The sequence below is a fragment of the uncultured Parasphingorhabdus sp. genome (assembly GCF_963975555.1).
Taxonomy (GTDB): domain Bacteria; phylum Pseudomonadota; class Alphaproteobacteria; order Sphingomonadales; family Sphingomonadaceae; genus Parasphingorhabdus.
Window position 1 is genome coordinate 44931 of record NZ_CAXBHH010000003.1, and the last position, 21793, is coordinate 66723.

The following is a 21793-nucleotide window of genomic DNA, read 5'->3' on the forward strand; positions in this document are numbered from 1 at the left end:
CCCTATCAAACACTACTGCCAGATATGAAAGCCGTAAATGCACGCGCCCCATTCCGAATTTGCCATCGAAGCCCGCAATATCGTCAAGAGATTTGATGGCGAAGCCGCCGTCGACGGGATTGATCTGACGATTGAGAAGGGTAGTATATTCGGGATATTGGGACCGAATGGAGCGGGCAAGACCACGACCTTGCGGATGCTGCTCGGGATCATTGACCCCGACGAAGGCGAACGGTTTCTGCTCGGATCACCGGAACCGATTTCCATGGCCCATCAGGTCGGCTATCTCCCCGAAGAGCGCGGTCTTTATCCATCGATGAAGGCATTTGATGCCATCGCGTTCATGGGCGCATTGCGCGGATTGCCGCTGGCCGAGGGCCGCAAGCGGGGCCGGGCGATGATGGAAGATCATGGGCTGGGTGACGCAGCCGACAAACAGATACGCCAGCTCTCCAAAGGCATGGCACAGACGGTACAATTGCTCGGCACGCTCGTGCACGACCCTGATCTGATCATTCTCGACGAGCCGTTTTCCGGCCTTGATGCACTGAACCAGGGCAAGCTGGAACGATTGATCCGGGCGCAGGCCGACAGAGGCGTGACAGTGATTTTCTCGACCCATGTCATCGCCCATGCCGAACGGCTGTGCGAGGAGATTGCCATTATCGCCGATGGGAAAATCCCTTTCAAAGGCAAGGTTTCCGCGGCCCGGGACCGGCTGCGTCCGCAGGTCCATCTCGAAACACGCAATCTTGACGGTCCCTGGCGCGCAGCGATACCTGCAGATTGCAAACCGCTCGGACACAACTGGCATTTCACTTTGCCCGCAAGCGGAGTCGAACCCTTGCTAAATGCTCTGGTGGAAGGCGATGCCGGCATTGAATCCCTGTCTATAGAGCGCCCGGGCCTTCACGACGCCTTTGTCCAGATTGCTGGCGAAGCGGCGGCCCGGAAAATGGATGCCGATGCCGCAGATAACAACGGGGAGGAAAGAGCATGATCGAAACCATCCGCGCCGCGTTTGTCATTGCCCGTCGTGATTTCACTGCGATCATATTTTCCAAATCCTTCTTTTTCTTTTTATTGGGACCGCTATTTCCACTCGGGATAGGGGTTGCCGCTGGCGGGCTGGGATCGCAGGTATCGCGCGATATTGACAATTCTGTCATCGGCGTCGCCCTGAATCAGGAAGAAGCGGAAACGCTGCTTGCAACACGCGCACGGCTGATCGGGAGCCTTGGTTCAAAAGCCTTGCCGGAGCTGATCATATTACCGGACTTTTCCGCACAAGAACCGGACATTATTGCAAAGCTGGACAGCGAGAAATCTCTGACCGCAATTCTCTCCGGGACACTGGCAGCCCCCGTGCTGACGGGTTCGGCAGGAGACGTCAAACGATGGCAGGGCAAAATTACCCTGCTGGCGGAGACCGCCCTGTCCCGCCCCGCTACGGTTGACATTGAAACGAGATTTATCGGTCAGACCGGCAGCTCCAGCGAACGCGGTCAGTTGCTGACGGCCCAGGCCGGCCAGGCAATCCTGATCCTGCTGACCATGATCCTCGCGGGCATGGTTCTTTCCAATCTGGTCGAGGAGAAAACCAACAAGATCATCGAAATCCTGGCCGCCGCCATCCCGATGGATTCGATATTTCTCGGCAAGCTTTTCGCTATGCTGGGCATGGCGCTCGTCGGTATCACTGTGTGGAGCACGATGGGAGTATCCGTAGCCCTTCTGGTCGGCGGAAACTGGAATGCATTGCCTTCACCCGCCGTCGGCTGGCCGTTATTCTGCCTGCTACTGGTGCTCTATTTTTCGATGGCCTATCTGCTTCTCGGCTCTCTGTTTCTCGGCATCGGGGCGATGGCGACAACGGTGCGCGAAGTGCAGACCCTGTCGATGCCGGTCACCATGGGGCAATTGCTGGTTTTCTTTCTCGCCTATTCAGCGATTACCAAATTGGGCGAACCGATCGAATGGTTTGCGGTGCTCTTCCCGTTCAGCTCCCCTTTTGCGATGATCGCGCGAGCGGCGCAGATGGACAATCTGTGGCAGCATGGCCTCGCGCTGGCTTGGCAAGGACTGTTCACAATGATCATCATCCGCTTTTCGGTCATGCTATTCCGCCGCAATGTGATGAAATCCGGTCAGGCCGCTCGCAAAAAGAGTCTGTTTGCCAGAGTGACCGGGAAATAGTCCCGAGATTCAGGACATTTGCCGAAAAGACATTGACATTACTGTCAATAGAGGCAGATTGAACGGGTTTTGAAACGCAACCGATTGCTAAAACCAGCAACGGCAGGAGAGACTAATGGCATCCGTTCCCCAAATCGACCTCGATAATCTGACGACTTCCCCCACCGCCGATGAGGCGCTGGAACAATGGTATAAGCGCAACCCTCCGGTCGCAGATAGCGAGGCCAATCCCTGGGATGTCAGCCGGGCCGATCTGTACAGCAAGGATTTATGGCGCAAACCGTTTGCGGAAATGCGGGCGACGGCACCGATCAACAAGGTCGAGGGTGGCGTTCACGGTGACTTCTGGAACATCACCACCTACAAACCGATACAACATGTCGAAGCGCTGCCCGATATTTATTCTTCCGATGTTTCCCACGGCGGTATCACCATTGCCGATCCTGAATTTGATCAGGATTTCCAGCTTCCGATGTTCATCGCAATGGACCGTCCCAAACATACCGGTCAGCGCCGGACGGTAGCACCGGCCTTCACGCCGACCGAAATGAAGCGGATGGAAACCGAAATCCGCAAGCGCACCGAGGAAGTGCTCGATGGCCTGCCATGGGGCGAAAAATTTGACTGGGTCGACAAGGTTTCGATCGAATTGACTACCGGCATGCTTGCCATTCTGTTCGGCTTTCCCTGGGAAGACCGCAGGTTGCTGACCTATTGGTCTGACTGGGCTGGTGATGTGGAATTGTCCTGCGCGGAAGATCTCACCGAGCAACGGCGGCATATTCTCTTTGAAATGGGTGCCTATTTCACCAAATTATGGAACGAGCGCGTAGATGCGGAGCCGACGCCCGACCTGATCTCGATGATGATCCATTCCGAACATATGCGCGACATGGACCCGATGGAATTCATGGGCAATCTGGTGCTGCTGATCGTTGGCGGCAATGACACCACCCGCAACACCATGTCTGGCGTGGCTTATGGTCTCGGCCAGTTCCCTGAAGAACGGGAAAAGCTGCAGAAAAACCCCGATCTGATTCCCAATGCGGTTCAGGAAATCATCCGCTGGCAGACCCCGCTCGCCCATATGCGTCGCACCGCGCTGGAAGATCACGACCTGTTCGGTCATCAGATCAAGAAGGGCGACAAGGTCATCATGTGGTATATTTCCGCCAATCGCGATGAAGAGGTCTTCCCGGAAGCCGACAAGATCATTGTCGACCGCGAAAACGCCCGGCGGCATCTGGCTTTCGGCTACGGCATCCACCGCTGCGTCGGAGCACGTCTCGCCGAACTGCAAATCCGTATCTTGCTGGAAGAAATGCACAAGCGGCGTATGCAGGTCAATCCGACCGGCAAAAACCGCCGCGTTCACGCCTGTTTCGTCCACGGGTTCCGCGAGTTGGAAGTCGAGCTCTCGAAATATTGATCAGTTCCCGTTCAGGCGCAAATCTGTAACCCATCGGTCTCGCGGTTCGAATGAATCAGGATATTGAAAAGGATTGCAGATGAAACCGCTTGACCGGCGCACAGTTATATCCGGCACTCTGGCAGTCGCCGGAGCCTATGGAGTGATCAGTCTTTCCGGTTTTTTCAATGATGCAGAAGCCCGGCCCGGCGGACCGTTCAAGATCAATCGGACGGCCGAAGAATGGAAGCAGCGGCTGGGCACCGCGCGCTATCGGATATTGCGTCTGGAAGGTACCGAACGGGCCTATTCCAGTCCGTTGAATAATGAGAAACGCAAAGGCGTTTACGCCTGTGCGGGCTGTAATCTCGGGGTCTATAAATCGGACACAAAATTTGACAGCGGCACCGGCTGGCCGAGCTTTTGGGCACCGCTTGCCAAGGACCGGATTGGCACTACGAGAGACTATAAGATCGGCTATGCGCGCACCGAAGTCCATTGCGCGCGCTGCGGCGGGCATCTCGGACATATTTTCAATGATGGTCCAAAACCGACCGGCAAGCGACATTGCCTCAACGGGCTGGCGTTGAAATTCATTCCAAGCTGAACCGGAGGATCAGATGTCTGGTTCTACCTGCTGCCAGAATTCCAGTTTGATCCCGTCGCAATCGAGGATCCAGGCAAATTTGCCATATCCTTCGTCAACCTGGCCCAGAATCTCCAGACCCTTGTCCTTGAGTTGCTCGACATAGGCATCCAGATCATCGACCCGCAGGTTGATCATGAATTTTGCCTCGCTCGGCTTGAGATATTCACTGTCTTCGGGAAAATGGCTGATCAGACTGTAAGGTTTATCACCTTTTTCGTCCGACCAATTGAACATTGGACCATATTCCCCGTCCATATCCAGATAATCTTTATACCATTGGCGTGTTACTGCCGGATCCTTCACCATATGAAAAACCCCGCCTAGTCCAGTTACCCCTGCCATATCTTTCTCCAAGATTCGGTCCGTTGCGGCGATTGCTTATACACATAGTATAATTTACATATGGTTACGCAACCCTTTTGTCCTGACCTTCCAAACGGTCAATCCAGTGCCCTTTATGTGGACGGGTTGCAGCCAGTCCGGTTGTTGATCTTTGACCAGCTTTCCCCACAAACCTTCCGGATGCTTTTTCGCGTAAAACTCAAGCTCGGCTTCGTCCTTACAGGCAACAATATAGCCGATATTACGCGCTTCCAGTATCTCGCGAGCCACGTCCGGTGCAGAGATAAAGATTCGGATCTGATCGGCCATCGCCTTGTCATTACGATGGTGACTGGTGGCGAGCACTGTATGCGGGGTCAGCAGCAATATCCGCGGCCCGAAATCTAATGGCGCAACTATGCTGGACCGGGGCAAGGCATTGAGCCGCGCAAGCGAAGCGTTATTCTTGCACATGGCAGTGCCGGAGTTCGCTGCGGCCTGCCGCTCGTCTCCCGAGATATTGTTGAAAAGCGCGACGGCCAGCGGGCCAGGCATGATCAGGAACACAATCGCTGCGGTGGCGAGAATTCGCGATACCGGACGCTTGATCCCGCGCGCGAACGCAAAGGCCTGATGCACAGCCCAGGCCAGGAACGGCAAGGCAAAGGCCGCTGCAACGGCTGTGGCACGCTGGACGAACAGGGACAGCAGCAACGCCCAGAGAAATGCATAGGCGAGAATGAATAATTGGCCGCGATCAATCTGTCCGGGCCGGACACGAACGATATAGATCAGGCTGCCCAACCCGACGATGATCGATCCACCGAGCAATGTGACCATGGTCTTGCCATCCTGATACCAGATCGGCAGACCTTCGAGCACATTGACTAGCCAATATTCGCGAACGATCGGATCCATGGTGTTAAATGCCCCGCCAACACATTGGGGAGCGAGACCATAGAAGATGGCCAAGGCCGGCACGCCAGCGACGGCCAGACCGGCGACGCGCAAGGCGATATTCGCGGGCAGCCATTTGATCGCCGGCAATATGACAGCGGCACCCGCCGTACAGGCCAGCAAATGCGCCGGTGAAAGCGCATCGCAATAGTTCACCGCCGTGTCAAAACTGCCCTGAGTGGCAAAATATAATATGAAACTGACAATCAGAAAGGACGATAAGGTCCAGAACAGCCGGACCCCTTCTTCGGTCCGGAAGACCCAGCGCCACACCAGCAGCACAATAAAGGCTGCCGATATCGGCAATCCTTCGAGCGATATCGATAGCCAGAATGCAAGCGCCGCACCCAGTGCAAGCCCGCCCTTGCGCTTGTCAGGCCAGAACATCGTCCATAGCGCGGTCAGCGCCAGAACAATCTGCCAGCCATGATGATCCACCCGCATCGGGCGGATTTGCGCGACAATCGGTACAGCAGTTGCCATCAACGCCGCCGCCAGAATAGCAATCTTGCGATCAAAGACCTGTTCGGTGATTTTGGCGACCAGCCACATGGCGATGCCCAAAGTGAACAGCGGTACGATAACCATTGCCGCAGTTTCCGCAGTCGCTGTGCCGGTCAGCGGTTTGAGCAGCAAGACCACCAAGGCGAGCGGTAGTTCGATCCAGCGCGGCCAGTGCATCGGCTGGCTGTCGGGTTCACCTATTCGATATTGAATGGTATCAAACCAGCTTTGCCCGCCGAGCCAGTCGCGCAGCTGGACCATGCGTAATTGATCGTCCGGGTCCCAACCGATGCTGCTCACGATCTGGCCACGCGTGACCAGGATGAGCACCGCAGAGACCGCGACCCAGATCAATAATATTGGCAGGTTTCCGCGCAATCGTTCCAAAATCTTACCCCTCGGGATGTGAGTCTTTGGCTTTCAGGTAAAGCCATGGAACCCGCTCCGGATCAAATTGCGAACGATGATGGCGGTCAAAAAACGGCGGCATATGATCGCCAACCAGCAGGATATCCGCTTCCGGAAAATCGCTCGCGGTAATTTCCTTGATCAGCGCCTTGTCGATATCGTCGAATATCGCGAACTGGCGGCAAATCATCGGATAGTCGCGCGCCAGTTCGGCAGACACTTTTTCGCAATTCTCCGAGTGAAGATTCTGTTCGGTAGGCACCGGCAGATGGGTGTTCAGCGTAAGCCAGTACTGAAAGGTTGCCTGTGTCGCTCGTTTCAGATTTTCGGCCAGCATCTTCGGCACCTGCCGGTCGCAAGCGCCGGCGAAAACGCCACCACACCATTCGGCGCCGCGTTTTTCCAGATCGACCGCAAATTCACGTTTTTGAAAGCCGATCTTTGGATACCAGTCTTCCCGCTTGAAAAAGGGACCTTTGAAACTGTGCATCGCCTGGGTCGCATAGCCTTTTTCGGCAAGCTGCGCGGGCAGGCAATTCAATGTCTTCGGATCGTCGGTTTCAAGCAATTCATAATAATCGCCCCAGCGCCCGCACAGCTCCCGCATTTCGCCCGAAGTGGTGCTGTTATAATAGAGGCTCGTGCCTTGGCTGACCTCATAGCGCGCTTTGACCGCGCTGCTGTTATAATAGGCAAACAGCTTGTCGGACATAGCCTTGTTATTTTTGGGAACCCCGAGTGATTCAACGATGATCAACACCAGATGGCGCTTGCCATCGGCGCGGGCGGCAAAGCCGGATTTGGTGACCGCCGATTCAAATATTGCACCGGCAGGAGCGGGCCGGAAATAATGACCCCGCATTCCCTCGCCGACCGCAGCATCCGCACCGACAAGCCCGAAGATCAAGGCTCCGCCAAGCAGGATATGCAGCGGTTTGGAAAAATTTGTATCGCGCTTGAGCAGGAACCAGCTGCCGATCAATATGCCGACAATGACGATCGCTGCAGCAATATATTCGATCGAATTGCCCGGCTTGATTTCGGCAAAAAATTGCATCGAATATAGCAAAGAGTCCAGCGTGAGGCTGAACAGGCCTGAGACGAAAGACAGCAAGGAATAGACCATCACCCCGACGAACGCGATCCACTGCACCGCTCGTGGCATCCTTTTGACGATCAGGCCGACGAGACCTGCCAGCGCAATCGGAATCGTGCGTGGTGGCGCACCAACCATCCACATCGCCATGAACGGAATATTGGCGAGTACAACCCAGACCAGCGCCCAGTTGAGAAATTTCGTGAACTCGGGGCTGAAGCGATGCTCTTTTGCAGGTAAAACCATGGTATTGCCGATAGAACTCACCGGAATACGCCGTATTTTCGGGTAAGATAGACAGCGAAGAAACTGACGGCGACGGCTGCTGCTTTCGCCATGACCGGCAAAACACCGGCGCTGGTGAGCCCGCTGACCATGGCGACCGTTATGCCCAGTCCCAGTATGGCGGTTGCGATGAAACCGAGCCGCTGCAATTGCAGCGCCGCGCCATCGCGCGCCTTGCCCGGAAATACGAAACTCGATGAAATCAGCCAGTGAACGATGATGCCGGCACTATAACCGGCTGCCGATGCCCATCCCGGATCGAACAGGAAGGCGACCAGCACCATGAACAAGGCAACGTCAAAAGCCAGGCTGACGACGCTCGCCAGCAAATAGCGGGTAATCGAGAACCGGTTGAGCAAAGCCAGCGGAGCGGGCAGATTTCCTACCCAGTCACCGACGGTTGACCGTCTGTCAGAGCCGCTGCGTTCCATTTTAGGCAGCCCGTGTCGCTGGTTTTTCTTCCTCGATCCGCGTCGGCACATCGCGCATGCTTTCGAGAGCGGCAGCACGGTCTTCGCTGATTTCTTCGGCGACCACCTTCTGCGCGCCTTCGTCGCCTGCTTCATGATATTCGGCGTCTTCGTTGACGTTCCAGACATTCCACTTGCGGGTGCCGGCTTCGATATTCTCCACCGTCAGCATCGCGGTCATCATCGCGTGATCCTGGTTATTATAGCGGTGCATGCCGTTGCGTCCGACCATATGGAGGGTCGGGAAGCGGCCTTCCAGATCATCGCGCATGGTGGCGACATTCTGTTCATAGCTGTCGTCATAGACCGGATAGGCCTTTTCCTGACGGACAACCGCGCCGCCGACGACATCGTCGGGTTTGCACAGGCCAAGGATCGCCATTTCCTTCTTGGCGAGCTCGATCAGATCTTCGTCAGACGAAGACCACAGACCGTCATTTTCAAAACAGAAATATTCCAGCCCGACGCAGGCAATATTCTCGTCCGGCACCATTTCCGGTGACCAGCTGCGGAAATTCTGAACACGGCCCACCTGAACCCGGTCATCATGGATATAAATCCAGTTGTCGGGGAACAGATCGTCCGATTTGACCTTGAGCGCAACGGTCAGAAAATCGCGATAGTTGAGGTCCTGCGCTTCCGGCAGCGACTGCGGCAGTGGATGGATACGGGTGGCAAGCTCGCGCATCGGCGCGCTCGAAATCACATGTTTCGCATTGATAATAGTCTCGCCGTCGACGCTCGTCGCGCTCACTCGCCAGTTGCCGTCGGCGTCCTGGGCAAGCTGCTTGAGGCTATGCCCCATCAGCACTTCATTGCCCTTGGCTTCGACATGGGCCTTGGCCGCATCCCACATCATGCCGGGGCCGAGGCGGGGATAGCGGAAGGTTTCGAGCAGGGTTTTGACTTCCTGTCCGTCATTCGGCCTCTTGTTGAGGCCGAGCGAGCGTTTCAGACCATCAGTGACCGCGTTCCAGAGGCTCAGCCCCTTGATCCGCTGCGCCGCCCAGTCCGCCGACATTTCGTCGCAGGGCATGCCCCAGACCTTCTCGGTGTAGGTTTTGAAAAAAATCGAATAGAGCTTGTAGCCGAACTGGTTGACCGTCCAGTCTTCAAAGCTTTTCACATTCTTGTTCGGGAAGACCTTGGCCTTGCCATAGCTCAGCATGCAAAGTGTCGAACGCCAGATGCCGAGGTTCCATAAGGCTTCAAACGCACGCAGCGGGTAGCTGTAGAATTTGCCTTCATAATAGATCCGGCTCATCCGGGGCCGCTGGATGAAGTCGTCCGGCAGGATTTCATTCCACAGATCGACCACTTCCTGGCTTTTCGAAAAGAAGCGGTGTCCGCCAATATCAAAGCGGAATCCTTCATGCTCCACCGTCCGGCTGATCCCGCCGACATATTTCGGGTCTTTCTCGATAACCGTGACCGAAAAGCCCTTTTTACTGAGCAAATAGGCAGCTGTCAGACCGGCTGGCCCGGCGCCAATGATCGCGACATCTACTGGAGAATTTTCGGGCGTTCTCTGTCTGGTCATAAAGTCCGTTCCCTGTTCATGGTGCGCGCATAGTCGCGCGGTTCATGTTTCAGAAACCGGAGTGAACGAAATTGGTTAGCAGATAGTTAATAGCAGCCTGAAATTTATGGTCGCAAAAGCAGCTTATTGGTCGCTGATCGGCGGAACAGGCTGGGGCGGCGCATCCGCGTCCGATTCGTGGACTTCGATATGGCCACGCCCGACATGGCTCTTTCTGTAGCCATAAGCGAAGTAGAGCAGCAGCCCGATCCCGCCCCAGATCGGCAACACCAGCTTGGCGTCCAGCGGCAGATTATAGAAAAGCCCCAGACAACCGACAATCGCCAGCGGCGCGACGATCCAGACCAGCGGCGTGCGGAACGGGCGGTGTCTGTCGGGATCAGTCCGGCGCAGGATCAATACCGCCACCGCGACCATCAGAAAGGCAAACAAGGTCCCCGAATTGGAGATATCGGCGAGCTGGCCCACCGGCAGAAACGCGGCGAATACCGATACCGCCACACCGGTAATCGCCGTGACGATATGCGGCGTTTTCCATTTCGGATGAATAGTGGCGAGTTTTTCCGGCAGCAGACCATCGCGCGCCATCACGAAGAATATCCGGGTCTGGCCGAACAGCATGATCAGGATCACCGACGGTAGCGCCAGAAATGCGGCAATGCCGATGATATTGCCAAAGGCCGGGTAGCCGATATTCCGCAGCACGAACGCCAGCGCCTCATGGCTGCACACCAGAGGTTCGTGGCCCGCCGTCAGCAAGGCCTGACATTGAGCGGCAAAGGCGGTGCTGCCCGGCGCCAGCACATTGCCCGCTGCGTCAACAATCGGCTGCGCGCCGACGGTGCCAATCGCGCCTGCTGCCACCAGAAGATAGAAGACCGTACAGATGGCCAGACTGCCGATTAGACCGATCGGCACATTGCGTTGCGGGTTCTTGGTCTCCTCCGCTGCAGTCGACACTGCGTCAAAGCCTACATAGGCGAAAAATATCGAGGCCGCCGCGCCAACCGCGCCAAAACCGCGGCTTTCGCCAAACCAGCCATTGGGCAGGAACGGATCGAAATTCTGCCCCTTCATCATCGGCAGGGTGAGAACGATGAACATGGTCAAAGCCGAAACCTTGATCGCCACCAGCACCGCGTTGACCTTGGCGCTCTCGCTGGTGCCGATCATCAGCAGGAACGTAACCAGCAGCGCGATAATCAACGCCGGTAAATTAATCAGCCCGCCGGGCGCATAGCTGCCAATCGTCAGCGCCCTCGGCAACTCTATCCCGGCATTGGCGAGAAGACCGACAAAATAACCTGACCAGCCCACCGAAACCGCGCTAGCCGCGACCGCATATTCCAGAATCAACGCCCAGCCTACCATCCACGCCAGCAGCTCGCCCATCACGGCATAAGTGTAAGTATAAGCAGAGCCCGAGACCGGCACCATCGAGGCCAGTTCCGAATAGCAGAGCGCGGCAACGGCGCAGACCAGCCCAGCAATCACGAAGCTCCACATCATCCCCGGCCCGGCCTTCTGTGCCGCCTCCGATGTCAGCACGAAAATGCCGGTGCCGATGACCGCTCCGACACCCAGTAAGGTAAGCTGAACGGGACCGAGAGTGCGGGTTAGCGCCTTTTTCTCTGCCGTGGCCAATATTGCGTCTAGTGGTTTGATACGTCCGAAAAGATTGAAGGCCATGCAGCGATCCTATCCCGAAAAACTGCGCTTGGATTACGCCGATTTTTGCAATGCGCAAGTGGGATTCGGTGGGGCCGTTCACAATTATTTGGCGAGCAAATATGGAGAGGTTTTTCGGGGCCAAATTCGCCGCTTTCCCCTCCTCCTTAAGTGAAGAGCGGCGTTAAGAGGGCCGTCGGACTTAGAAACTCTTGAACTAGCTAATCCCTAGCCCCCTCAACCAGCAAATCCTCCGGCAACACCGGTTCGCTCAGCAACCGCTCCATCGCCTTCCAGCGCCACACCGGTGCATCGCCCTGAGCTTCGATCCAATCGCGGACCATTTCCATGCCGAGACCATAGTTGATCACATAGCTGCGATATTGCTCGTTGAAATCGGTCATTTGCGCCGCGCGCTCGGCCGAGACCAGCTGATATTTCTGGTTGAGCGCAATCGCTTCCTCGCGCGTAATCTCTCCATCCAGATATTGTTGCGCAATCGTCATCCGCGCGCCGCTGAGCGCCTGTTTGGCCATTTGCAGCGCCCAGTAAGCCGCCGCCGTGTCTGGATCTAGCCCGGCAAGCGGGTAGAGCACATCGCGCTCGTAATCCAGCCGGTCCTGTCCGCGGAACGCCAGTTCGATGCCGTAATTGGCCGATCCCTCGGCGATCAGGCTTTGCGGTGAATAAAGCGGATAGACGGAGAATTCCTGCCAGCCTCGGTCTTTGGTCAGGTTCTTCTCGAGCAGCATATTATAGACATGATGGCCGGGATAGCCTTCGTGGCAACCGAGATCGACCGCGCGGCTGATGAAGATCGGCAGGTCGGTGTTGACCTGGATCAGGCTCTGATAATTGCCCTGATAATAATTATAACCGCTCCAGCTTTTGCCGGTGACAAATTCCAGTTTGAAATTCTCGCCCTCGGGCAGATCGAAATATTGCGCGGTCCGCGCCTTGCACTCTGCAATCGCGATGTCGAACACGGCCTGCAGCCGGTCCTTGGGAATGATATAGCCATTTTCAAATGCCGCCACCCGATTGCTGAGCGGGCCTTCACCGGGGACGATATTCTCGATCTGCTCGAGCACCGGATCAAATTCTGCCAATGGTTTGAGTTCCGGCGTCACCCCGAACAGCCCTTTGGCTTCTTTGGCAAAGGGAAAATTCTCCTTCTGCATCATCGCATGGCGCGTGAGCGCGGCTTCCAGCTGGGCCGAAAGAAACCGTTTGCGTGCCTCGACCAGCGGATCATCGCTGACGGTCAGCGCATCGAGCCGCAGCATCAGATCGACTATCGCATTGCCCAACTCGCGCATATCGCGCGGATCGGTCTTTGCCGCCTCCGCCCATTGCGGCGGACCGTAATAGGCATCGACATAGCCGGCTTCTTTCTCGCCAAGAGCCAGCGTCAGTTTGACATAATCACTGGCGATGGAGCCAAGCTCGTTCGATGCTTGTACGGCAGCCGCATCGGCAATCACTGGCGCAGCTACTGGCGCCGCTGCCAATGTACCGGCTGAAATTGCCAGACAGGCAACGGCAATCAGGCCGCTGCCCTTCAAAGCGCGTCTTTCAGCTTTTGCGCCTCACCATTTGGTAAAACATCAAGCAACTGCTCCGCCTCTTCCTTGTCGAGCGATTCCAGATGCCGGCCCTGCGGCGCGAAGCGCAATATGCAGAAACCGATAATCGCGGACAGCACGGAACCGCCGAGGACACCGATCTTCGCTTCCTCGATCAGCAGCGCATTGCCGGGGAAGGCGAGCGCGCCAATGAACAGGCTCATCGTGAAGCCGATCCCGCAGAGCATCGCCACACCATAGACCTGCAACCAGCTGGCCCCGCCAAGCCGTCCGGCGAAACCGGTTTTGACCGCGAGCCAGACGCTGGCGAAAATACCGATCTGCTTGCCGAGCAGCAGGCCGGCTGCGATGCCGAGTGGCAGCGGCGCGAAAATCTGCTCCATGCCCAGCCCGCTCAGCGAAACGCCGGCATTCGCAAAACCGAAGATCGGCACGATCAGAAAGGCGCTCCACGGCGCAATCGCATGTTCGAGCCGGTGCAACGGAGAATGTTCCGCATCCGGTGATGTCGGTGTCACCACGATCGGAATCACCATGGCCGCCAGAACGCCCGCAATGGTCGCGTGAACACCTGACATCAGTACGGTATACCAAAGCAGACCGGAGCCGATCAGATAGGGCCAGAGCTTGAGCACGCCGCCCCGGTTCATTGTGTACATGACGGCCAGTATCACTGCGCTGGCAAGCAAGGCAGCGCCGTTGATTTCGGCGGTATAGACCAATGCGATGATCGCCACCGCGCCCATGTCATCGACGATCGCGACGGTAACCAGAAACAGCTTTAGCGAGGTTGGCGCGCGGGGCCCAAGCAACGCAAGCACACCGATTGCAAAGGCGATATCGGTGGCCGCCGGAATTGCCCAGCCATTGTAGAGTTCGGGCACATCCTTGACGACGAACAGATAAATCAGCGCTGGCACAACCATACCAGCCGCGGCCGCAACCACCGGCAATCGGCGTCTCTCCCAGGTATTAAGCCTGCCATCAACAAATTCGCGCTTGATTTCCAAACCGACGAGCAGGAAGAATATCGCCATCAATCCATCATTAATCCACAAATGCGGCGTCATCGGTCCCAATTTGCTCGACAGGACGGGGCCTTTTAGCTCGTGGAGGAAGTGGTGGTACATTTCATATAGCGGACTGTTCGCGACGATCATCGCCAGAGCGGCAGCCAACATCAGCAATATACCGCCTGCTGCTTCACTTTTCAGAAAGTCTCTAAGCGCTGAATTTCTACCTGTACGTGGCAATATGTCTTCTCCCTTGGGGGCGTCTATTCCGGAATTTCGATTGGCCAGAGTCATGCGCAGACCAGATGGTAAAATCAAGGCTTGAGTGAAGCGAAATTGGCTCTAGGCCGTGATCAGGTCACGAATATCAGCGGCGATAGTATAGCTTTTCTCGCGCGCTGCCTGATCGAAAATCGATCCGGAAATGATCAGCTCGTCGGCGCCGGTCCGGTCAATAAACCGTTCGACGCCCTGCTTTATCTTGTCCGGCGAACCGATCGCGCTGCCCTGCAAAATCTGTTCGAGCATCGACTGGGCCTGGGGTGGCAGGCTTTCGCGATAGCCTTCGACCGGCGGCGGCATTTTCCCGGGATTTCCGGTGCGCAGCGCGACAAAGCTCTGCATCATCGAACTGGACAGATATTCCGCTTCTTCGTCGCTGTCAGCCGCAAAAACATTGAAGCCGCACAGTACATAGGGCTCGGCCAACTGCTCCGACGGCTTGAAATCACGCCGGTATATCGTGAGCGCTTCGTCGAGCATCTGCGGCGCAAAATGCGACGCGAAAGCATAAGGCAGACCCAGAGCCGCCGCCAGTTGCGCGCCGAACAGGCTGCTGCCGAGAATATAGAGTGGAATATTGGTCCCCTGCCCCGGCGTCGCCTTGATACCGAGCCGGTCATCCCCCGCCAGAAATGCCTGCAATTCCAGAACATCGCGCGGAAACTCGTTCGCATCGCTGTTGAGATTGCGGCGCAAGGCCTGTGCCGTCCGCTGGTCCGAACCGGGCGCGCGGCCCAGGCCGAGATCAACCCGTCCCGGAAACAGGGCCTCCAGCGTGCCGAATTGTTCGGCGATCACCATCGGCGCGTGATTGGGCAGCATGATACCGCCAGCACCGATGCGGATGGTCTTGGTCCCCTGCCCGATGTGCGAAAGCGCCACTGCGGTTGCGGCGCTGGCAATGCCCTCCATACCATGATGTTCCGCCATCCAGAACCGTTCGTAGCCAAGCGCCTCGCCATGCTGCGCAAGTGCCAGCGACCGGTCGAGTGCGGTTTTGACATCGCTGCCCAGCGGCACTGGAGAAAGGTCCAGTATCGAGAATTTTACCGCTTTGGTGCCGGTGTTGGTCATTGTGCGTTCCTTTGTGCCAATTGTCCTGCAACCTTGATCGCATAGCCGTCCGGGACATTGCGAAAGCCGAGCGTCGGCAATAACAGCGTCCACGCGCGGTCGCTACCCGAGAGGAACAGCCGCGCGGTATAATAGCCGTTGCCTTCAAGTTTCAGGGTGAGCTGCTCCATGCCGGAACCGCTCTGCAGTGGCAACACCAGCACCCCGTCCTGACATATTGCGTTGCCAAGCAGGCCCTGTTTGAGGTCGAGCCCGGGAATATTTGCATCCAGAGACATGCGCACCTGACCGCTCGCCGACTGACAGCGTCCACCGGCGAAGGTGATATTCACGTCCCGCAGGTCGATCGCCGAGGCCGGCAACGGGGCCAATTGGCGGCCAACGCCGAGCACGGTGGTCACATCCTGCACCAGCAGGCTATTGCCGGACTTGCCGACCGTCGCGACCAGCCCGTCATCGCCGGCGGTGGCCGGCCTTTCCAGATCCATCAGCAATTTGCCGGTCAGCAAAGGCAGGAACCGCACACCGGCATCGAGATCACCCAATGGCAACGGCCCCACCTGCGCGCCCTCGATCCGGCCGTTCCAGACCGATCCGCTGATTGCCTTGGCCGAAAAGCGCGATCCTTCAAGCCCCGCCATGCTCACCGCCAGCCGCAGCGGCAGGAAGAACAGCGCCACGGCGATTACCGCCAGCAGGATCAATAGATAGGTCAATGCGCGCGGCACCTGCTTTCCTTCGGCTCAGAGTTCGGGAGCAAATTGGTCGAAATAGACGAAGATATCATCTTCCTCGCGGCTCGCAGCATTACGCCATTTCGGTGCCGATTTCGGGTTCAGCAAATCGCCGCCAGAGGACAGCACCAGAACGGTTGGCGTGCCTTTGATCGATTTTATGCCAAAGCGCCGGGCGATATCGATATTCCGGTCCTTCATCCCGACATCGACATAGACCAGCTCATATTTGGCATCGAGCATCGCGGCAAAGCGCGGTTCGGCAAACCAGCCGGACAGGCCCCGGCTGTCGTGGCACCAGTTGGCGCCCATCACAACAATCACCCGCTTGCCGGAAAGTTGCGCCCGGGCGAGTGCAGCATCCACTTGCTCCCCGGCATTGACGGATTCGTCGAATGGCCGGGCTTCGGGATGGCTGGTTTCGCTCGGCTCTGCCTTTAAGGCCTGACTGGCGGGAGCGGTCGAGAGGCCCAACACGGCCAGAAATAATATCAAGAATCTCATGCCACGGCTATTACACTTCCAGCGGCGTGAGGGAACAGGCTTTTGTCAGACCAAGGCACAGGGTTTCGTCAGAGGCGGAACCGCTCGGCCATAGCCAGCGAAGCTAAGCCTGGCCGCGCAAATGGGTGTCGAAAAACGCCAGTGTCCGCTGCCACGACAATTTCGCCGCTTCCTCGTCATAGCGCGGCGTCGTGTCATTGTGGAAACCGTGGTTCACATCGGGGTAGAAATGTACGCTATATTCTTTCTGATGCTCCGCCAGAGCCGCCTCATAAGAGGGCCAGCCAGCATTTACCCGCTCGTCATTGCCCGCCAGCTGGACCATCAGCGGTGCTTCAATCGCCGGGACGTCCGCGGCTTCCGGCTGGCGTCCGTAATAAGGCACCGACGCAGCAAGATCGGGATAGGCCACCGCCAGTGCGTTGCAGACGCCGCCGCCATAGCAGAAGCCGACTGCGCCAACCTTGCCGGTCGAACCGTCATGATCGCGCAAAAATTCGAAAGCGGCGAAGAAATCTTCCATCAGCTTGACGCCATCGAGCTTGGCCTGCATCGTCCGTCCGTCTTCATCATTGCCAGGATAGCCGCCCAAGGGTGACAATCCGTCGGGTGCCAGCGCCAGATAGCCGGCCTTGGCCACCCGCCGCGCGACATCTTCGATATAGGGATTGAGACCGCGGTTTTCGTGGATCACCAGCACCGCAGGCAGCTTGCCTGTCGCTCCGGCTGGTTTGGCCATCAATCCATTGATCTGGCCATGCCCTTCGGTGCTATCATAGCTGATCCGCTCGGCTGTGATCGACGGATCATCAGGCTCGACCTGCGCCGCCCAGGCATAATTGGGTTGCAGCTGATCCAGGATCATCGCCCCGGTCACCCCGGCAGCGGCAAATTTCCCGGCCTGCCGAATGAAATCCCTTTTCGAGATCGCGCCATGCACATAGCCGTCAAAAATCTCGAGAATATGCGGGTGAAAGTCACTTGCGCGTTTGCGGGATAAAGTCATGTCGGATCATCCATCAGCGAAGGTTGGCAAAAACTCGGCTAAGCATAGCATAGAATGAATTTTTGCAAATCCCGTTTGTGCCGAGCCTGTCGAAGCACCTTGCTCCGCGCGGCGCTTCAGGCCGCTTCGCTAATCCCCGCCTCGATCTCCGACGCCTTCGCCTCGACCAATTTCACGATATGATCGACCATATCCTCATCCGCGACATGGTGATCGGTGACGCCGGAGAGATAGACCATATGTTTGCCCTTGCCGCCGCCGGTGATGCCGATGTCGGTTTCGCGCGCTTCGCCCGGACCGTTGACAACGCAACCAAGCACCGAGAGCGACAAAGGCGTGCGGATATGCTGCAGCCGTTCTTCCAGCTTCTGTACCGTGCGGATCACGTCAAAACCCTGCCGCGCGCAGCTCGGGCAGCTGACCACCCGGACGCCACGCGTGCGCAGGCCTAGCGCCTTGAGCATCTCATAGCCGACGCGCACTTCTTCTTCGGGTTCTGCCGACAGGCTCACGCGAATGGTATCGCCAATGCCGGCCCAGAGCAGATTGCCCATGCCGATCGAGCTTTTCACGGTGCCGCCGATCAAGCCGCCGGCCTCGGTGATCCCGAGATGCAGCGGGCAGTCCACCGCGTCAGCCAGCTGCGTATAGGCGGCCACCGCCAGAAAAACATCTGAGGCTTTCACCGCGACCTTGAATTCGTGAAAATCATGGTCCTGCAATATCTTGATATGGTCGAGCGCGCTTTCGACCAAAGCCTCGGGACAGGGCTCTCCATATTTCTCGAGCAGGTCCTTTTCCAGACTGCCCGCGTTCACCCCGATCCGGATCGCACAGCCATTGGACTTGGCCGCGTCAATGACTTCGCGCACCCGCGCCGACGAACCGATATTGCCCGGATTGATCCGCAGACAGGCCGCGCCCGCCTCTGCTGCTTCGATCCCGCGCTTGTAATGAAAATGGATATCCGCGACGATCGGCACATTGCTGGCGCGGACAATCTCTTTCAGCGCAGCCGTACTCTCGACATCGGGACAGGACACGCGGATGATATCGACGCCAGCCTCTTCGCAGCGGCGGATCTGGTCGATCGTAGCCTTGGCGTCGGAGGTCAGAGTGTTGGTCATCGTCTGCACGGTAATCGGTGCATCGCCGCCGACCGGCACATCACCGACCATGATCTGGCGGGATTTGCGCCGGTCAATATCGCGCCAGGGGCGCAGCGACGGATTTTCTGAGGTCATATCTTTGCTCTTGTCAGAAGGGCCTGTTTGCCGGACATATAGGCTGTTCGCGAAGAAATGATAAGAGCCAATCGGGAGAGACGTCTGATGATCCGTTATTTACTGAGCCTGCTGGGGCCGACCCTGATGCTTTCGACCATGGCAACGGCGGCCAATGCGCAGGACGGGGTGGAAGCGGAAGCCTATTGGTCGATGGCCATTCATGGCGGCGCCGGGACAATCGACCGCGACAAGATCACGCCGGAGAAAGACGCGGAAATCAGAGCAGCGCTGAACAAGGCCCTGGCGATCGGTTCCGACATATTGAAAGACGGCGGCAGCGCGATGGATGCCGTCACCGCCACGATCATCTCGATGGAGAACGACCCGAATTTCAACGCCGGCAAAGGCGCGGTCTTCACCTGGGACAAGACCAACGAGCTAGACAGCAGCATCATGGACGGCAGCGACCTGTCGGCTGGCGCGGTCGCCGGGATCAACGGCACCAAGAACCCGATCCTGCTGGCCCGCGCGGTCAAAGAGAATAGCCCGCATGTGATGCTGTCCGGCGAAGGCGCAAACCAGTTCAGCCGCGAACAGGGGCTCGAACAGGTGACACCGGATTATTATGCCACCCCGCAGCGGCTGCAACAGATTGAGGCCGTCCTCGCCAAGGAGATCAGCGCCGCCGATGTCGATTATAAATTCGGCACGGTCGGAGTGGTGGCGCAGGACCGCGGCGGTGATATGGCAGCGGGCACGTCGACCGGCGGCATGACCGGCAAGCGCTGGGGCCGGATTGGCGACAGTCCTATCATCGGCGCCGGCACCTATGCCGACAACCGCAGTTGCGCGATTTCTGCGACCGGATCGGGCGAATATTTCATCCGCCTCGGCGTCGCCCATGAAATCTGCGCGCGCATCCGGATTCGTTTTTCCGAAGCGATCAAGGAAGCGCAAATAGAGGTGCCGAAAGACGCCAACGGTAATGACACATATGTCGTGCACGGCAGCGAATTCCAGCTGTCCGACGAGGAAATCCAGCAGATCGCGGATGATGTCATCGCCGAACTCGGCGAACTGGGCGGCGACGGCGGCATTATCTATGCGACGCCATGGGGTCAGGCCGGCTACAGCTTCAATACTGCGGGCATGTATCGGGGACGGGCGACGAGTGAAGGTGAAGCAAGCGTCGCGATTTACGGGGATGAATGATGAGACTGCAGCGCCCTATCGTCATCCTGAACTTGTTTCAGGATCCAGTTCGCATGCTTATGCATATGTAAACGCTTGTTCTCTTGATGAACATCTTTCCTCCCTGAAGCACAGCTTTTGGGGAGGAGGCAACGCGAAGCGATGACGGAGGGGCCTTTCGCCATGACTCCGTCACGAACAATCTCTACCCCACGCCAAAGCCGACGCTTCAGGCCAATGCGCAAGATGCCGCCTTAAGACACCGCATCACAGCGTGCGTCGAAACCCCGGCTCAGTTCGGCAAGGCTGACCGCACTCAGCCGCTTCACCAGCAAAGCCTCGGCCTCGTTCAAGACATCTTCTACCGCTTCATTGACCAGCTGCTCCACTGCGCAATCCGGGTTCGAATGCTCGTTCCCGATCACAAACAGTCTTGGTCCGCCGACTGCGCGGTGGACATCAAGCAGCGATAGATTCTCGAGATCGCACGCGATCACCCAGCCGCCACCATGCCCCTTTTCCGAGCGGACATAGCCTGCGTCGCGCAGTCCGGCCATGGTCCGGCGCACAACGACCGGATTGGTCGAAAGCATCGCTGCAATCGCCTCCGAGGTCATCGGTCCGTCGTGGCGTGCCATATGCAGCAGCACATGAAGCATTCGGGAGAGACGGCTGTCGTTTCGCATCATCTGATCCTTCACATCATCATAGCGATTGGCAAGTGCAATAAGTCATGATACTTATGAAGTTACATGATTCGTGGAGAATATTAAATGCCGGAGATTGAAGCACCCCCGTTCGAAAGTCCCGACCACTGGGACAAAGCGGCACGCCATTACCAGCAGACCGCACATATTTTTACTTCTCAATACGCCGAAGATGCGCTTGCGCGCGTCACATTGACGCCGCAGAGCCATGTACTTGATGTAGCAGCCGGAACCGGCGCGCTTGCATTGGCGGCAGCGCGAACGGGAGCCCGGATAATGGCAACCGACTTTTCCCCCGGGATGGTGGCGTGCATCGCCGAGGCAGGACTGCCCAACGTCGAGGCCCGGACAATGGACGGACAGTCGCTCGATCTGCCGGATGAGACGTTCGATGCGGTCTTCTCGATCTTCGGCGTGATCATGTTCCCCGATTGGCGCAAAGGCCTAGCGGAGATGCGCCGCGTAACCCGTCCGGGCGGCTACGGGGTGGTTGCGACGTGGCAGGACCAAGGTGCAGCAACCTTTCTGCTGCTTGGCCAGATACGGAAAAAATTGTTTCCCGACCGGGTAGGGATAGCGATGCCTCAGGCTGTTAAGGCGCTAAGCAATCCGGACGATTTCGCCCGCGAACTAATCACTGCCGGCTATCGAGACCCCCGGATCGAAAGTGTTACGCACGACTATCTACTTGATGTAGCGGCACTTGAAGAACCCGACACATTATTTGGCATGTCACCGGACTGGGTCAGCCTGAGCGATGCAGACAAAACGAAGGTCATCGCGGAGGTGCGGATAATGGCTGGCGATCAGCCGGAACTGCCAATCGCATCGACAGCATTGATTGCCGTCGCGGAACGCTGAGTTAGAACTGTTCGGTTAAAACCTGCTTTTGTCGGGGAGGCCAACTCGGAAATTTGCCGCTTCCCCTAGCTTAACCAGTCGGTTAAACCGTTATCATGACATCTCGA

Annotated in this window: 20 protein-coding genes; 6 read left to right on the plus strand and 14 right to left on the minus strand. The window is 57.3% G+C overall.

Annotation, left to right across the window (positions count from 1 at the left end; all coding sequences use genetic code 11):
* The first annotated feature begins 37 nt into the window (after positions 1 to 37).
* The 4 genes from AAC060_RS08200 to msrB all read left to right on the plus strand — a co-directional run bounded on the left by AAC060_RS08200 (position 38) and on the right by msrB (position 4211).
* Positions 38 to 1000: an ATP-binding cassette domain-containing protein gene (locus AAC060_RS08200; RefSeq protein WP_339824835.1), complete on the plus strand. Its 963-nt coding sequence runs from the start codon at positions 38 to 40 to the stop codon at positions 998 to 1000.
* Positions 997 to 2196 (plus strand): ABC transporter permease, encoded by a 1200-nt coding sequence (locus tag AAC060_RS08205; RefSeq protein ID WP_339824837.1) that lies wholly within the window; start codon positions 997 to 999, stop codon positions 2194 to 2196. The genes AAC060_RS08200 and AAC060_RS08205 overlap by 4 nt, the downstream gene beginning before the upstream one ends.
* A gap of 115 nt (positions 2197 to 2311) precedes the next feature.
* On the plus strand, positions 2312 to 3625 hold the full coding sequence (locus AAC060_RS08210) for a cytochrome P450 (RefSeq protein WP_339824839.1): 1314 nt from the start codon (positions 2312 to 2314) through the stop codon (positions 3623 to 3625).
* A 79-nt stretch (positions 3626 to 3704) separates the two neighbouring features.
* Positions 3705 to 4211 (plus strand): peptide-methionine (R)-S-oxide reductase MsrB, encoded by a 507-nt coding sequence (gene msrB, locus AAC060_RS08215; RefSeq protein ID WP_339824842.1) that lies wholly within the window; start codon positions 3705 to 3707, stop codon positions 4209 to 4211.
* A 9-nt stretch (positions 4212 to 4220) separates the two neighbouring features.
* Here msrB and AAC060_RS08220 read toward each other — a convergent pair whose 3' ends face one another.
* From AAC060_RS08220 to ispG, 13 genes are all read right to left on the minus strand, one after another.
* Entirely contained in the window at positions 4221 to 4595 is a 375-nt protein-coding gene (locus AAC060_RS08220; protein WP_339824845.1) for a VOC family protein, read from the minus strand.
* Between the two features lie 54 nt (positions 4596 to 4649).
* Positions 4650 to 6422 (minus strand): hypothetical protein, encoded by a 1773-nt coding sequence (locus AAC060_RS08225; RefSeq protein ID WP_339824848.1) that lies wholly within the window; start codon positions 6420 to 6422, stop codon positions 4650 to 4652.
* A 4-nt stretch (positions 6423 to 6426) separates the two neighbouring features.
* A complete protein-coding gene (locus AAC060_RS08230) occupies positions 6427 to 7785 on the minus strand; it encodes a sulfatase-like hydrolase/transferase (RefSeq protein ID WP_339824851.1) in 1359 nt (452 codons plus the stop codon).
* 17 nt (positions 7786 to 7802) lie between these two features.
* Positions 7803 to 8255 carry a GtrA family protein gene (locus tag AAC060_RS08235; RefSeq protein WP_339824854.1) on the minus strand — a complete coding sequence of 151 codons (453 nt, stop codon included), beginning with the start codon at positions 8253 to 8255 and terminating at the stop codon, positions 7803 to 7805.
* Between the two features lies 1 nt (position 8256).
* Positions 8257 to 9834, minus strand: a complete 1578-nt coding sequence (locus AAC060_RS08240; protein ID WP_339824857.1) for an NAD(P)/FAD-dependent oxidoreductase — start codon at positions 9832 to 9834, stop codon at positions 8257 to 8259.
* Between the two features lie 123 nt (positions 9835 to 9957).
* On the minus strand, positions 9958 to 11523 hold the full coding sequence (locus AAC060_RS08245) for an amino acid permease (RefSeq protein ID WP_339824860.1): 1566 nt from the start codon (positions 11521 to 11523) through the stop codon (positions 9958 to 9960).
* A gap of 200 nt (positions 11524 to 11723) precedes the next feature.
* Positions 11724 to 13067 (minus strand): hypothetical protein, encoded by a 1344-nt coding sequence (locus AAC060_RS08250; protein WP_339824863.1) that lies wholly within the window; start codon positions 13065 to 13067, stop codon positions 11724 to 11726.
* On the minus strand, positions 13064 to 14341 hold the full coding sequence (nhaA, locus tag AAC060_RS08255) for a Na+/H+ antiporter NhaA (RefSeq protein WP_339824865.1): 1278 nt from the start codon (positions 14339 to 14341) through the stop codon (positions 13064 to 13066). Before nhaA ends, AAC060_RS08250 begins: the two co-directional genes overlap by 4 nt.
* 102 nt (positions 14342 to 14443) lie before the next feature.
* On the minus strand, positions 14444 to 15457 hold the full coding sequence (locus AAC060_RS08260; protein ID WP_339824868.1) for an LLM class flavin-dependent oxidoreductase: 1014 nt from the start codon (positions 15455 to 15457) through the stop codon (positions 14444 to 14446).
* Positions 15454 to 16185, minus strand: a complete 732-nt coding sequence (gene gspN, locus AAC060_RS08265) for a type II secretion system protein N (RefSeq protein ID WP_339824871.1) — start codon at positions 16183 to 16185, stop codon at positions 15454 to 15456. Before gspN ends, AAC060_RS08260 begins: the two co-directional genes overlap by 4 nt.
* Before the next feature lie 15 nt (positions 16186 to 16200).
* Positions 16201 to 16695 (minus strand): thioredoxin family protein, encoded by a 495-nt coding sequence (locus AAC060_RS08270; RefSeq protein WP_339824874.1) that lies wholly within the window; start codon positions 16693 to 16695, stop codon positions 16201 to 16203.
* 103 nt (positions 16696 to 16798) lie between these two features.
* Positions 16799 to 17701: a YghX family hydrolase gene (gene yghX, locus AAC060_RS08275; RefSeq protein ID WP_339824877.1), complete on the minus strand. Its 903-nt coding sequence runs from the start codon at positions 17699 to 17701 to the stop codon at positions 16799 to 16801.
* Positions 17702 to 17817: 116 nt separating this feature from the next.
* Positions 17818 to 18945: a flavodoxin-dependent (E)-4-hydroxy-3-methylbut-2-enyl-diphosphate synthase gene (gene ispG, locus AAC060_RS08280; RefSeq protein ID WP_339824880.1), complete on the minus strand. Its 1128-nt coding sequence runs from the start codon at positions 18943 to 18945 to the stop codon at positions 17818 to 17820.
* 87 nt (positions 18946 to 19032) lie between these two features.
* Between ispG and AAC060_RS08285 the strand changes: the two genes are divergently transcribed.
* Positions 19033 to 20139, plus strand: coding sequence for an isoaspartyl peptidase/L-asparaginase (locus tag AAC060_RS08285; RefSeq protein ID WP_339824882.1), 1107 nt, complete (start codon positions 19033 to 19035; stop codon positions 20137 to 20139).
* 233 nt (positions 20140 to 20372) lie between these two features.
* Here AAC060_RS08285 and AAC060_RS08290 read toward each other — a convergent pair whose 3' ends face one another.
* Positions 20373 to 20804 (minus strand): Rrf2 family transcriptional regulator, encoded by a 432-nt coding sequence (locus AAC060_RS08290; RefSeq protein WP_339825541.1) that lies wholly within the window; start codon positions 20802 to 20804, stop codon positions 20373 to 20375.
* Positions 20805 to 20891: 87 nt separating this feature from the next.
* On the opposite strand from AAC060_RS08290, the gene AAC060_RS08295 reads away from it, so the two are divergent.
* Positions 20892 to 21686 (plus strand): class I SAM-dependent methyltransferase, encoded by a 795-nt coding sequence (locus AAC060_RS08295; protein WP_339824885.1) that lies wholly within the window; start codon positions 20892 to 20894, stop codon positions 21684 to 21686.
* The last annotated feature ends 107 nt before the right edge of the window (positions 21687 to 21793 follow it).